10 protein-coding genes are annotated in these 12,254 nt (G+C 61.3%); 7 read left to right on the top strand and 3 right to left on the bottom strand.

The genetic code is table 11. The features are described from left to right. Window positions 1-72: 72 nt before the first annotated feature. The 4 genes from ychF (at window position 73) to JOE60_RS12435 (ending at window position 6,078) form a co-directional block, all read left to right on the top strand. Window positions 73-1,158 carry a redox-regulated ATPase YchF gene (gene ychF / locus JOE60_RS12450; protein ID WP_167263355.1) on the top strand — a complete coding sequence of 362 codons (1,086 nt, stop codon included), beginning with the start codon at window positions 73-75 and terminating at the stop codon, window positions 1,156-1,158. 70 nt (window positions 1,159-1,228) lie between these two features. Further along, window positions 1,229-1,900: an SDR family NAD(P)-dependent oxidoreductase gene (locus tag JOE60_RS12445; RefSeq protein WP_167263353.1), complete on the top strand. Its 672-nt coding sequence runs from the start codon at window positions 1,229-1,231 to the stop codon at window positions 1,898-1,900. Next, on the top strand, window positions 1,897-3,489 hold the full coding sequence (locus tag JOE60_RS12440; RefSeq protein WP_167263351.1) for a cryptochrome/photolyase family protein: 1,593 nt from the start codon (window positions 1,897-1,899) through the stop codon (window positions 3,487-3,489). The genes JOE60_RS12445 and JOE60_RS12440 overlap by 4 nt, the downstream gene beginning before the upstream one ends. Window positions 3,490-3,579: 90 nt before the next feature. Further along, a complete protein-coding gene (locus JOE60_RS12435) occupies window positions 3,580-6,078 on the top strand; it encodes a hypothetical protein (RefSeq protein ID WP_167263350.1) in 2,499 nt (832 codons plus the stop codon). A 79-nt stretch (window positions 6,079-6,157) separates the two neighbouring features. Here the strand turns inward: JOE60_RS12435 and JOE60_RS12430 are convergent, their stop codons facing one another. The 3 genes from JOE60_RS12430 to JOE60_RS12420 are packed head-to-tail and all read right to left on the bottom strand — an operon-like array spanning window position 6,158 to window position 8,193. After that, window positions 6,158-6,925: an SCO1664 family protein gene (locus tag JOE60_RS12430; RefSeq protein WP_167263348.1), complete on the bottom strand. Its 768-nt coding sequence runs from the start codon at window positions 6,923-6,925 to the stop codon at window positions 6,158-6,160. Next, the gene (locus JOE60_RS12425) at window positions 6,925-7,476 is read right to left on the bottom strand and encodes a DUF3090 domain-containing protein (RefSeq protein ID WP_167263346.1); all 552 of its coding nucleotides are present in this window, start codon (window positions 7,474-7,476) and stop codon (window positions 6,925-6,927) included. Before JOE60_RS12425 ends, JOE60_RS12430 begins: the two co-directional genes overlap by 1 nt. Window positions 7,477-7,500: 24 nt before the next feature. Continuing rightward, window positions 7,501-8,193, bottom strand: coding sequence for a histidine phosphatase family protein (locus JOE60_RS12420; RefSeq protein WP_167263344.1), 693 nt, complete (start codon window positions 8,191-8,193; stop codon window positions 7,501-7,503). Window positions 8,194-8,498: 305 nt separating this feature from the next. Between JOE60_RS12420 and JOE60_RS12415 the strand changes: the two genes are divergently transcribed. The 3 genes from JOE60_RS12415 (at window position 8,499) to JOE60_RS12405 (ending at window position 12,249) form a co-directional block, all read left to right on the top strand. Next, on the top strand, window positions 8,499-10,136 hold the full coding sequence (locus JOE60_RS12415; protein ID WP_167263342.1) for a peptide ABC transporter substrate-binding protein: 1,638 nt from the start codon (window positions 8,499-8,501) through the stop codon (window positions 10,134-10,136). 210 nt (window positions 10,137-10,346) lie between these two features. Next, window positions 10,347-11,276, top strand: a complete 930-nt coding sequence (locus JOE60_RS12410) for an ABC transporter permease (protein ID WP_167263340.1) — start codon at window positions 10,347-10,349, stop codon at window positions 11,274-11,276. Beyond that, window positions 11,266-12,249, top strand: a complete 984-nt coding sequence (locus tag JOE60_RS12405; protein ID WP_167263338.1) for an ABC transporter permease — start codon at window positions 11,266-11,268, stop codon at window positions 12,247-12,249. Before JOE60_RS12410 ends, JOE60_RS12405 begins: the two co-directional genes overlap by 11 nt. Window positions 12,250-12,254: the final 5 nt, after the last annotated feature.

Raw genomic sequence — 12,254 nt, 5'->3', positions numbered from 1 at the left:
GTTCGGTGCGTCCCGGCCGGTATCGCTGCCGCACAAGCGGCCATACTGATCCAACGGGTAGAATCAATGCTCGTGGCTCTTACTATTGGCATCGTCGGACTGCCCAACGTCGGCAAATCAACCCTTTTCAATGCACTGACCCGTAACCAGGTGCTCGCTGCGAACTATCCGTTCGCCACGATCGAACCCAATGTTGGCGTGGTCAACCTGCCGGATCCCCGCCTGGCCAAGCTGGCCGAAATCTTCGGGTCGCAGAAGCTGCTTCCCGCTCCGGTGTCCTTTGTAGACATCGCAGGGATCGTCAAGGGAGCCTCCGAAGGTGAAGGCCTGGGCAACAAGTTCCTGGCCAACATCCGCGAAGCCGAGGCAATTGCCCAGGTTGTCCGGGTGTTCGATGATCCGGACGTTATCCACGTTGATGGCAAGGTTGATCCCCGCTCCGACATGGAAACCATCAACACCGAACTGATCCTGGCCGATCTTCAGACCATCGAGAACGCCATCCCGCGCATCGAAAAAGAAGTGAAGATCAAGAAGCGTGATGCTGCCGAACTGTCGGCCATCAAGGCAGCACAGGCGGTGCTGGAGCGTGGCGATACGATCTTCTCCTCCATCACCAGCGACAAGCTTGAAATGGGCCACCTGAAGGAGCTCGGACTCCTCACCGCAAAGCCGTTCATCTACGTTTTCAACGCTGACGAGGGCATTCTGGGCGATTCAGCCAAGCAGGAGGAACTGCGTGGGCTGGTCGCTCCGGCCGATGCCGTGTTCCTGGATGCCAAGTTGGAGTCGGACCTGGTGGAGCTTGACGAAGAAGAAGCCCGCGAGATGTTGGAAATGAACGGGCAGAGCGAGTCCGGACTGGATCAGCTTGCGCGCGTCGGGTTCCACACCCTGGGACTGCAGACGTACTTGACGGCCGGCCCCAAGGAAACGCGCGCCTGGACCATCCGACAGGGCGATACCGCTCCGCAGGCTGCCGGCGTGATCCACTCAGACTTCCAGCGCGGTTTCATCAAAGCCGAAGTTGTGTCCTTCGACGACCTCATCGAGGCCGGTTCCATGGCTGAGGCCAAATCCCGCGGCAAGGTCCGGATCGAAGGCAAAGAATACGTGATGGCCGACGGCGACGTGGTGGAGTTCCGCTTCAACGTGTGATCTGGTTCGTTTTCACCCTTGGACGCCGCCCGGCACTTTTTGAGTGCCGGGCGGTGTTTTAGTATCAACCATGACTAACCTTGAGGGCGCGGTGGTTCTGGTAATCGGGGCCACCGGAGGCCTGGGCTCGCGCATCGCCACCCAACTGGAGGACAAAGGCGCCATCGTTGTCCGGTCGTCTAAGTCTTCGGGGCACGATGTACGCGTACCTTCTGTGATCAAAGCGGTGCTGGAGGACACAATCGCGCAGCATGGACGCTTGGATGGGTTGGTGATTGCGTCCGGAGTTGTGGCGTTCGGTGCCGCGGCGGACCTTGAATCGCACACGCTTGATGAGCTGTTCGCTGTGAACACGACCAGTGCGATTCAGCTCATTGCCCGGAGCCAGCCCTACCTCGTGGCCTCGGCCAGCGAGGGTCGCGAGCCTTTCGTGGTGACGCTGAGCGGTCTGGTGGCCGAGGCGCCCGTAGCCGGACTGGCGGCCTACTCGGCGTCGAAGGCCGGGCTCGCTGCGTTTGTTGTCGCAGCAGGGCGCGAGTATCGCCGCGCGGGCATTCGAATGGTGGACGCCCGGCCAGGCCACACTGCCACTTCGCTTTCCGAGCATCCGATCGCAGGGTCAGCGCCCGGATTCGGGGCAGCGTTGGATCCGGATCTGGTTGCAGCACGAATTGTCTCGGCGATCGTGAGTGGAGAAAAGGATGTGCCCAGCACGGCCTTCCGGGGCCGGTCCGGGACATGAGTTCAGGCCCCCGTCTGCGCCTGGTTCTGCCGCATCAGCTTTTCGACCAGCATCTCGATGCTGAGGCCGGCACCGTTTTCGTGCTGATCGAGCATGACCTGCTCTTCCGTCAGTACGCTTTTCATTCCCACAAGCTGGTCCTGCATCGCGCCTCGATGTCCCGGTTTGCCGGTCGGCTCGCTGCGCGCGGCTACGAGGTGGAAGTGCTTCGCAGCGATAGGCGTCACACGTCCCGGAACCAGCTCTCGCGACTTGTCCGGAGCCGCGACCCTGCCCAGGTGACCTGGTTCGACGTCGTCGATGACTGGCTGGAAAGGGACCTGTTCACCGGGCTCGCCGACGGCGGCTACCAGATGCGCGAGGAAGACGTACTGGAGACCCCGAACTTCCTGACCGAACGCGGGCAAATTGATCACTGGTTCTCCCACAATGCACCGCGCATGCAGGAGTTCTATGTTTGGCAGCGTCGCCGGCTGGACATTCTTCTCGACGACGGCCAACCCGTTGGCGGGCGGTGGTCCTTCGACACCGAAAACCGCAAGAAGCTACCCCGCGGGTATACCCCCCGGACCGTGCGTCGTTTCGCGCACCATCCTGTTACCCAGCTGGAGGGGACCTTTGATATCGAAGCACTGATGGGGCCGGAGGAGCCCAGTGCGGACGTGGACGAGGAAGTAGACCTCGCGATCGCTTGGGTCCGTGAGGAGTTTCCGGACGCTCCAGGTGACCCGCAAACGTTCGCTTGGCCCACCAGCGGGGACGAAGCCCGTGAGCATCTGAAGGAGTTCGTACGCGAACGCCTGAACGACTTCGGACCGTACGAGGACGCTATCTCCGCCGCATATCCGTTCATCGCCCACAGCATGCTGACACCAGGCCTGAACATCGGGCTGCTGGACCCGCGGGAAGTCCTTTGGGCGGTACTCGACGGTGCAGACCACAACACCCCGCTCGCTTCCCTGGAGGGGTTCGTGCGGCAGGTGATCGGCTGGCGGGAATACATGCGCGGCTCCTACCGGACGAGCGGCCGCCGGATGCGCACCTCCAACCGGATGGACCATCAGAACGCATTGGGGGATGGTTGGTGGGATGCTACCACCGGTTTGGCGCCCGTGGACCTGGTGATCTCCCGTGTGCTCGCTACAGGGTATGCCCATCACATCGAGCGGTTGATGGTGCTTGGCAACGCAATGTCCCTGCTGCGGATCCATCCGGATGAGGCTTACCGATGGTTCATGGAGCTGTTCATCGACTCGTACGACTGGGTGATGGTCCCCAATGTCTACGCGATGAGCCAGTTCGCTGTGGGGGAGGAAATTACCACCAAGCCCTATGTGTCCGGCAGCAATTATCTGCGGAAAATGTCGGACCTGGGCGTGGGCCAGTGGGTGCCTGATTGGGATGGTTTGTACTGGACCTATATCGAGGATCATCGTGAGGTTCTCGCAGAAAACCCGCGCATGCGGATGGTTGCCTCCTTGGTGGAACAGATGGACCCGAGCACGCGCCGTGACCATCGACGCCGGGCCGAGGCTCTGCTTGACGCCGGGCGGGCGGGGCGGCTGCTGCGACCGTTGCCGGCGCCCTGACCACATTTCGGATACGACCCTGGTTGGGCAGTTCCGGAACCTGGCTATGGGACCATGGGCTGTAGAAAAAACAATAAGGGGGAAATTGTTATGACCGAACCACATCAACCACCTGCCGCGCCGGACGGGCCACCGCAGAATGCAGTCCCACAGAATGCCGTCCCGCAGAATGCAGGACCCAAAAAATCGCCGGTCTCCACTTTTGTCAGTTCCTTCGACGCCACATCACTTATTCCCGGGGCCTTGGTGGGGGCCATTTCCTACGCGGCCGTTCTTATCACCGCACTTCTTTTTCTGATTCTGGCTCTCATCGGGGTGGCCGTCAGCAACGGCGGCAATACCGACCTCCCCTCCAGCCCGATGGTCTCGGGTGGCAACAGCAGCGGCATGCCATCGCCGTGGTCCCTGATGGGTCAGTTGGCCGTTCAACTGGTGGTCATGAGCCAGCTGGGGGCACTGGGCACCAGCATTGACGCAACCATTCCGTTCGTCGGAAGTGTCCAGGGTTCGGCATCCTTCTTCGCCGTTCCATTGCTGTTGACGGCGATCTCGGTTGCAGTCCTTTTCGTTGCCGCACGGATTGCCGCCAAACGGTCCAAAGCCCACACCACAGCCGGAATCTGGATCGAAGCAGCAGCAGCCGGCCTCGTCTTCACCCTTTTGGTCAACGTCTTTGGTGCGATCTTCGCCATAAACCTGCCCATTCCGAATGTGAAAATCAGCCCGATCGGGGCGGTGACTTTCGGCTCTGTCGTCTTTGCGATGATTCTCGGAACGCTTGCCGCCTATGCGGGGCGCATGGTTGGTCATCGGCGCGTCCCGGCCCGTGATGGGCTGCGTGCCGCAATGAGCCGGGCCTTCCAGGCTGTGGCCGTTCACTATGGTGTATTTCTTGCCATTGCAATTCCTGTCCTGGTCATTGCCATCGGCATCAAGTCCGGATGGCAGGCCTCGCTGTCCTCGCCCTTGTGGGCGCCCACCGCAGGGTTTTTCATGTTCGGGCTGGGCCATCTGAGTGCCGTCAGCCGCACCTGGAGTTCCGGTTCCAGCATGTCGTCGTCGTCCAACTCGTCAGGTTCGGACATCAGCTTCGGCTTCGGCAATGCGCTCACCCAATTCGGTGTCCCCGGCTGGGCAGGGTGGCTGATGCTCCTCCTGGCGCTGGTTTCCGTCGTGGTGGCTTCTGTCTTCTGGTACCTGCGCCGGGGGCCGGTGGTCACCAACAAGATCGCCGATTGGGTGATGCTCCCCGCTGCCTTCCTTGTGGCGGGGACGCTGATGATGTGGCTCAGCGGCGTAACAGGAACGTTCGACGCCGGGTCGTTGGCTTCGGGGGCCGTCAGCATGACGCTGGCGTGGTGGACGCCGTTCTTCCTGCTGCTGTGGGGCGGCGCGACCGAAGTTTCAGCGCGCTACCTGGCGCCCGAGTTGAGCAGGTTCGTGCCCTTGCCCTTGGCGCACAAGATCGCACCTGCCCAGCCTGTGGTTGCTGGGCAGGAGGCCACGGCACCTGCTGACGGTCAGTCAGTCCCGGCGGCCGTTGGGGCCTACCCGGCCCTGGCACCGAGGGAGCCCATGACTGCCCAGGCGAAGCGCAAGCTTGGCCTGATCCTGGGAGCAGCCGGTCTGGCGGTCGTCTTGATCGTCGGAGGGTTCATTGCCGTCGATGTGATCAAGGGCAACAACGGACCGGACAAGGCCGTAGCCGGCTACCTCCAGGCGCTGCAGAATGGGGAGGCGTCCAAAGCGATGGCCATCGCCGATCCCGGCGTCGCCAATGATCAGCGGATTTTGCTCACCGACGAGGTCTATTCCAAAGCGGGCAAGCGCATTGACAGGTTTGAGGTCGTGTCAACGAATGTCTCGAATGACACAGCCACCGTGGTTGCCGCCATGTACCAGGAGGGCCGGAGACAACAAACCACCTACCGTTTGCATAAGTCCAACCCGGAATTCCTGGACGATCACTGGGTCATGGACTCTGCGACTCCCCGGAACCTGCGCATTTCGTCCGACACCCCGGTGAAGACACTCCTGATCAATGGACAGTCCGTTGACGTCAATCTCTCCGACAGCCGCTCCGTGACGTACCCTGCCCTGCCCGGCGAGTACACGGTGGAGTTGCCGCCGTCGGAGAAATACCTGGCGGCTCCGAAGCTGACCACGATGGTGACCATCGGGACCGTGTCGACTTCTTCAACAGCCAGCCTCAAGGTGGAAGCTTCCGAAGCATTGAAGTCGGAGGTAACGTCCCAAATCGACGCTTACCTGGCTGAATGTGTGAAGTCCACCGAGGCCAGGCCGGCCAACTGCCCGTTGAACAACTACAGTTCCTCGCGCTACACAAAGAACTTCCGCTGGGCACTCACCACCAAGCCCACGTTCGTTGTCAGCAAGGGCTATGGCGAAAACCCATGGCGTGTCCGCACGTCGAATCCTGGTAAAGCCACCGTCACCTATGAGAAGGACAACTCATATGGTTTCGGGACGCCGGACTGGAAAACCACAACTGATACCACTTCAGTCTCATTGAGCGCCAACGTCAGCTTGGATAATGGCAAGGTAAAGGTGTCGTTCAACAACTACTAGGTCCCACTGATTGAGGCCCTTTCCGGTTCGCCGGGAGGGGCCTCACCCTTTAAGATCGCTCTGGTTTACGGAAAAGCCATCAGAAAAGCGGCCAAGGAACGGCAGAGGATTCTCCGCCGGGAGGTGGGAAATGCCCCTCTTCGAGCAACGCGGCGCACCGGTCGGCCAGCGCCCCGGTTTCGGCAGGAGTAATGAGTTCTTCCAGATCCCGGCCCAACTGTCCGTCAAGTGCGGCACTGACGCGGCGGACGCCGTCGAGCTCCTCATTGGTCAGGGGGTCACCCACCCAACCCCACAGCACCGTGCGCAGCTTATTGTCGCGGTGAAAGGTGAGGCCGTGGTCCACGCCGTGGCGGTGGCCCCCGGTCATGGCCAGGATGTGGTTGCCTTTGCGATCCGCGTTGTTGACCACGGCGTCGAAGGCGGCCATTCTCCTGAGCGCCGCCGAATCTTCATGGACGAGGGCCACCATCTGACCGTCCTCGCCCTGCCCGCGCAGCACTTGTTTCCAGCTGCTGCCGGGCACTTCATTGGCGGGAATGAGGTCCACTGGATTCTGGTCGGGGTCTTCCTCCTGCCAGGCCTGGACCATCCCTTCGCCCAGCGGCCCGTCGCGCAACCACGTGTGGGGAACGATGTTCCAGCCGAGCACTTCGGAGACTTTATATGCAGCAGCCTCGCGATGCGCCAGCGTTCCGCGGGGGAAGTCCCAGAGCGGGCTCTCACCGGCCCTGGGCTTGTAGACCACTACGAGCTCGCCGATGGTGCCAAGGAAGGTGGCGTTGGATGCCGTCGTAATGCGTCCGGTGAGGGTGAGCTCTGCGGTCAGCAGGTCCGGCGTCGGCATCAGAGCCCGGGGGAGGGGCAGACGTGGCCTTCGGCATCCATGGGGTTGCCACACAGCGGGCACAGGGGGCGCCCGGCTCCAACAATGTCCCGGGTGCGCTTCGCGAAGGCGCGGGCCGTGCCAACGGGCATCCGGACCAACAGCATTTCATTCACGTCATCGTCGCTGATGTCCGGCTGATCGTCGTCGTCATCATCGACGTCGGCCAGCGGGTACGCCTCGATGACCACTTGGGCGGTGGTGGGGTCCCACCCCAGGCTGATGGCACCGGTGCGGAACTGCTCTTCCACCGGCTCCAGGGGGTCATGGTCGTCAAGTTCGCTGGGAGTCCCTGTGGGAATGCTGAACGGATTGCCATCGACGGTGATCAGCTGATCCAGAATTTCGTCGATCTTTTCAGCAAGCAATGCCGATTGCTGTTTCTCCATGGCTATGCTGACCACCTGCGTTCCGGCACGTACCTGCAGGTAGAACGTGCGTGCACCGGGGAGGCCAATGGTTCCAACTACAACCCGATCAGGCCAGGCAAACTCGTGAACACGTGTAGGCATGTGAGTATTCTAGGCACACCTGGATCAAGGGGACCCCTGTCCTGCTCCTCCACCCACCGGAGCGTCACCTGTAGAAACACCGCCCGAGAGCCAGGACAAGTCGCCGGCGTCCGTATTGAGCGCGTGAACGGTGGGCCGCCCGGGGCCATAGCTGATGATGGATACTGAAGCCGGGCCAACATTGATGCGTTGGAAGAAGTCCAGGTGCATGCCCAGCGCGTCGGCCAAAATGGACTTGATGACGTCGCCGTGGCTGACCGCGGCCCAGACGACGCCCGGGCCATGCTGGGCCGCGAAAGCGGCATCATGGCCCCGGATGGCGGCCACCGCGCGCGATTGCATCCCCGCCATGGACTCACCCCCGGGAAACACGACGGCGGATGGCTGGGACTGCACCACCGGCCAGAGTGGCTCGGAGGCCAGCTCGCTGAGGGACCGTCCCTGCCACTGGCCGTAATCGCACTCTGTCAGGGATTCATCGAGCGGAGCAGCCGGCATGGTTGCCTGTTGCTCGAGGATGAACTGGGCGGTCTGCCTGCAGCGTTCCAAAGGGCTCGACACTACGGCTGCCAGGGGTACGGCTGCGAGCCGTTGGGCTGTCCTGGCTGCCTGCTCCAGGCCGGTTTGGTCCAAAGTGACTCCTGGGGCCCGTCCAGCCAGCAGCCCGGTCGCATTGGCGGTGGTGCGTCCGTGCCGCACGAGGATAACTGTTGCCATTGACCCAGCCTAACCATGGGGTAACGATGGAGCGTGGCCCGGGATGTTCCGTTGGAAATGGGTCCCTGTCCTGCTGTCAGACAGCGAATGCTACCACCGGGTAACGTTTGACTTGAAATCCCCGGCAATTTAGGCATGTACAGGTTGCGGAACGGTTACAGTTTGGCCATCGGGTTCCATCATCCGGACACAATGTGGGTAGGCTTACACTCACATGTAGGCAACGTCACAGTAGGAAACTGTGCCTGTGCCTGGGGGAAATCACGAATTTCCCCTGCTCAACTCCACGACTCATAGGAGGCGGAATGCGTTTCTCGCGCACTTCCAAAGCTCTAGGCGTAGCGGCGATCATCGCCCTCGCAGCCACCGGTTGCGGTGGCGGCGGTAGCAACGACTCCGGTACATCCGCGGGCGACCCCAACAAGGTCATCATTGCTGACGGCTCGGAGCCGCAGCGTCCGCTCATGCCGGCAGACATCAACGAAGTTGGCGGCGGCAAGATCGCCACTCTGATCTTCTCCGGCCTGGTCAGCTACGACCCGTCGGGCAAGCCGGTCAACGAACTGGCGGAGTCCATCGAGGCGCCTGACGCCCAGAACTTCACCATCAAGATCAAGAAGGACCAGAAGTTCACCAACGGCGACACCATCACGGCCAAGACGTTCGTTGACTCCTGGAACTACGGCGCAGCCGCAAAGAACGCCCAGTTGAGCGCGACCTTCTTCGAGAGCATCAAGGGTTACGACGAGACCAGCGCAGAGGGCTCCACCGTGGAGACCATGTCCGGTCTGAAGGTTGTGGATGACACCACCTTCACCGTCGAGCTCAAGCAGCCTGAATCCGACTGGCCGCTGCGCCTCGGTTACACCGCCTTCATGCCGGTCCCGGCAGCAGCCTTGGCTGACCCGAAGACCTACGGCGAAAAGCCGGTCGGCAACGGTCCGTACAAGATGGCCGAAAATGGCTGGCAGCACAACGTGCAGATCCAGCTTGTGCCGAACCCGGAGTACAACGGTCCCCGCAAAGCCAAGAACGGCGGCGTAACGTTCAAGATCTTCCAGAACGACGACGCAGCGTACCAGGATCTGCTGTCCAACAACCTGGACATCCTCCAGGTGGTTCCCACCAGCGCCCTCAAGAACTTCAAGACCGATCTTCCGGATCGTTACATTGAGAAGCCGTACGCAGGCAACCAGACCATCGCCATCCCGGAATACCTGCCGGAATGGAGCGGTGAGGCCGGTAAGCTTCGTCGCCAGGCCATCTCCATGGCCATCAACCGCGATGAAATCACCAAGGTGATCTTCAGCGGCGGCCGCCAGCCGGCCAAGGACTTCACGGCACCCGTCCTGGACGGTTTCAGCGACAGCATCCCCGGATCGGACAACCTGAAGTTCAACGCCGACAAGGCCAAGGAACTCTGGGCCAAGGCAGACTCCATGCAGAAATGGGACCCGAACACCGTCTTCACCGTTGCCTACAACGCTGACAAGGGTGGCCACAAGGCTTGGGTTGAGGCACTGACCAACCAGCTCAAGAACAACCTTGGCATCAAGGCTGAAGGCCTGCCGTTCGCTACCTTCAAGGAAGCCCGCGATCTCGCCACCACAGGCAAGCTGACCGGTGCCATCCGCGCCGGCTGGCAGGCAGACTACCCGTCGCTGTACAACTTCCTCGGCCCGATCTACAAGACCGGTGCCGGCTCGAACGATGCCCGCTACGCGAACCCCACGTTCGACAAGGCGATCTCCGATGGCCTCTCTGCCCCCAACGTTTCCGAGGGCAACAAGGCCATGAACAAGGCGCAGGAGACACTGCTCACCGACCTTCCCGCCATCCCGCTGTGGTACCAGGTATCACAGGGCGGCTGGAGCACAGGCGTGACCAATGTTGACTACGGCTGGGACGGCGTCCCGCTGTACTACAACATCACCGGCAAGTAAGCGCGATGTGGCGGCGGAAGTGCTCGAATGGGCGCCTCCGCCGCCATATCACGTTGCAAATCAATGACGCCCAACTCCGGTTGGGCGTCCTTGTGCAGGCTTACTCTGCCTTGGCATGGAACGTTTGCACTTCAGACGAAAAGGTTCTTTGATGAACAACTCCGCTGCACCCCAGCCCCGGGTGCCTGCTGATCGGGGTGTGATGCGCTGATGGCCACCTACATCCTTAAACGATTCCTCCAGCTGATCCCGGTCTTCCTGGGTGCAACCCTGCTGGTCTACTTCCTGGTCTTCAGCCTTCCTGGCGACCCCATTGCTGCGCTCTTTGGCGACAAGCCCGTCAACGAAGCGGTCGCGGCCAAGCTGCGTGCCCAGTACAACCTGGACCAGCCCTTCATTGTTCAGTACCTGCTCTACCTCAAGAGCATCTTCACGTTCGATCTGGGCCAGGACTTCTCAGGCCGTCCGATCGCAGCAGTCCTCGGTGAGGTCTTCCCCGTCACCGCTCGCCTGGCAATCATGGCTCTGATCTTCGAGGCCGTCTTCGGCATCGCCTTCGGCCTCGTTGCAGGCCTCCGCAAGGGCAAGTTCTTTGACGGCACCGTCCTCATCGCTTCCCTGATTGTCATCGGTATCCCGATCTTCGTGCTCGGCTTCGTCCTGCAGTTCTTCATTGGCGTGCAGCTGGGGTGGGCCAAACCCACGGTCAGCGCGGCCGCCACCATTCCGGACCTGGTGTTGCCGGCCATCGTTCTGGGCCTGGCATCGTTCGCCTACGTTCTTCGGTTGACGCGTACCAGCGTGATCGAGAACATGAACGCTGACTACGTCCGGACTGCAACGGCCAAGGGCCTGTCCCGGTTCCGTGTGATCAACGTGCATATCCTCCGAAACTCCCTCATCCCCGTAGTGACCTTCCTGGGCGCCGACCTTGGCACGCTGATGGGTGGAGCAATCGTTACGGAAGGCATCTTCAACGTCCCTGGCGTGGGTAACCGGTTGTATCGTGCCGTTCTGTCAGGCGAAGGCCCCACCGTGGTCTCCATCGTCACAGTGCTGGTGTTGATTTACTGCCTCTCCAACCTGCTCGTTGACCTTCTGTATGCCTGGCTTGACCCGAGGATCCGTTATGACTCCTGAAAATAACCTGACCGGGCAGGACACTTCCCGGCGAAACATCGAGCACTTCGTTGCTGATCTTGAAGAGACCCCTCTTCAGGCCACTGACAAAGTCAAGGAGGATGCTGCACCTTCCAGCCTCTGGGGCGAAGCCTGGAAGAATCTGCGCAAACAGCCGCTGTTCATCATTTCGGCCATCATGATCCTCGCCGTGGTGACGGTGTCGCTGTTCCCGGGACTGTTCTCGCAGATCGATCCCACCAACGAGGCTTGCCAGCTGTCCAACTCCGATGGCGGCCCGGCTTCCGGTCACCCGCTGGGGTTCACCCAGCAGGGTTGTGACGTTTATGCCCGCGTCATCTTCGGCACCCGCTCGTCGGTGACGGTTGGTCTGTTCACCACCATCGGCGTGGTTCTCTTCGGTGGCATCATCGGTGCCCTCGCCGGCTACTACGGTGGTTGGGCAGATGCTCTCCTGGCACGTCTGACGGACATCTTCTTCGCTTTGCCGCTGATCCTTGGCGCAATCGTCCTGATGCAACTCCCGGTGTTCCGTGCCAACCGCACGGTGTGGACCCTGGTATTGATCCTGATTGTGTTTGGGTGGCCTCAAATTGCGCGCATCACCCGTGGTGCCGTCATCGAAGTCAGGAATGCTGACTTCGTGGTCGCCGCGCGGTCGCTCGGAGTATCCAAATTCCGTTCGCTGCTGCGCCACGTCCTGCCCAACTCACTTGCCCCGATCATTGTGGTGGCAACAATTTCCTTGGGCACCTTCATCGTGGCCGAATCCACGCTGTCCTTCCTGGGTATTGGACTCCCGCCCAGCGTGATGTCATGGGGCAACGACATCCAGGCAGCGCAGGCATCCTTGCGCTCCAACCCGATGCCCTTGCTCTACCCGGCAATTGCGTTGTCCATTACGGTCCTGAGCTTCATCATGCTGGGCGATGCCCTGCGTGATGCCCTGGACCCCAAGGCCCGCAAACGATGAAAGGC

The organism is Paenarthrobacter ilicis (genome assembly GCF_016907545.1).
Classification (GTDB): domain Bacteria; phylum Actinomycetota; class Actinomycetes; order Actinomycetales; family Micrococcaceae; genus Arthrobacter; species Arthrobacter ilicis.
Note: the sequence above shows the minus strand (reverse complement) of the source record. Positions and strands in the feature narration are given on the sequence as shown.